This window comes from Enterococcus alishanensis (genome assembly GCF_019218635.1).
Taxonomy (GTDB): domain Bacteria; phylum Bacillota; class Bacilli; order Lactobacillales; family Enterococcaceae; genus Enterococcus_A; species Enterococcus_A alishanensis.
In genome coordinates this window covers 1-428 of record NZ_JAHUZB010000041.1, presented here as the reverse complement: position 1 = coordinate 428, position 428 = coordinate 1, and the positions used below count along the sequence as shown (strand labels likewise).

At 68.5% G+C, this 428-nt stretch carries 1 protein-coding gene; it reads right to left on the bottom strand.

The window, feature by feature from the left end:
- The coding region (locus KUA55_RS18190) for an ABC transporter substrate-binding protein (protein WP_246601612.1) at positions 1 to 365 on the bottom strand (365 nt) is incomplete at its 3' end.
- Between the last annotated feature and the right edge of the window lie 63 nt (positions 366 to 428).

The window sequence follows — 428 nt, the reverse complement described above, 5'->3', positions numbered from 1 at the left end:
TGGTTCTGCTTGACCGCCATGACCGAGAACGCCACGTCCTCGGACGTCACCGGCTTGCCGTCATGGAACAGCGCATCCTTGCGCAGATGCAGCGTCAGCGTGCGCGCGTCGGGCGACAGCTCCCAGGATTCGGCCAGATACGGTTGCGGCTTCCAGTCCGCGTCAAAGCGCAGCGGGCTGGCAAAGAGCTGCGCGCTGGGCAGCGCCGTGGCGATGCCGGACTGCACCGCGCCGTTCAGGTGGCGCGGCACCTGCGTCGAGCCGATCACCAGCGTGCCGCCCGTCTTGGGCGTTTCCGCCGCGCCGGCCGAGCCGAGCGCGAACGCGGTAAGCAAACCGGCCAGGATATGTCTTGCGCTGCGCATGTCGCTTCCCCCTTGGAATCGTGGTCCGTCGGCCGCTTCGTGCATGCCGACGGCCTGGGGTCA